The sequence below is a fragment of the Martinezella calliandrae genome, from assembly GCF_030272695.1.
Taxonomy (GTDB): Bacteria; Pseudomonadota; Alphaproteobacteria; order Rhizobiales; family Rhizobiaceae; genus Rhizobium; species Rhizobium calliandrae.
Genome location: NZ_JARFYN010000188.1, coordinates 1 through 632 on the forward strand (window position 1 = coordinate 1; position 632 = coordinate 632).

At 58.9% G+C, this 632-nt stretch carries 1 protein-coding gene; it reads right to left on the bottom strand.

The window, feature by feature from the left end:
* The coding region (locus PY650_RS36645) for an AMP-binding protein (RefSeq protein ID WP_285884996.1) at nt 1-632 on the bottom strand (632 nt) is incomplete at both ends.

Consider the following 632-nt stretch of genomic DNA (forward strand, 5'->3'; position numbering starts at 1 on the left):
GCCAATATAAAGCTCGCCCACCGCCCCGAACGGCACCGGTGCACCATGACCGTCCAGCAGGTAGAGCCGCGTGTTGGCGATCGGACGGCCGATCGGGACGTTTGCCGAGATGGCAGGCTCGGTCGGAATGTCATAGAAGATGCAGCCCACAACTGCCTCGGTCGGGCCATATTCATTCACCATCCTGGCCGTCGGCTGGATCCTGCGCCACAATTCTACCGTGGAGGACGACAGTGCTTCACCGCCGATGACAAACGTGCCGACCTGACTGTCGGTTGTTTGTGCTAGCAACTGCTGGCCGAGCGCATCCAGGTGGCTCGGGGTGATATTGACCAGCCCGCACGGCGCGCCGATCTTTGTTTTGAGTTCTTCGACTTCATCTCCATCGTTTACAAGGAGAGCATGGCCTCCACGGAGCAAGGGTGCAAACAGGCTGTTAACCGTTGCATCGAAGGCGAGTGATGAGGAGACCACGGAAGAGGATCTGGGATCATAAACGTCGCAAGCCCAGAATAGATAATTGGCCATCCCGCGATGCTCGACCATGACGCCCTTTGGTGTCCCGGTGGAACCGGAGGTATAGATGATATAGGCGAGATGGCGTGCGGTAAGGCCAAGGGCGCGGGGGTCTG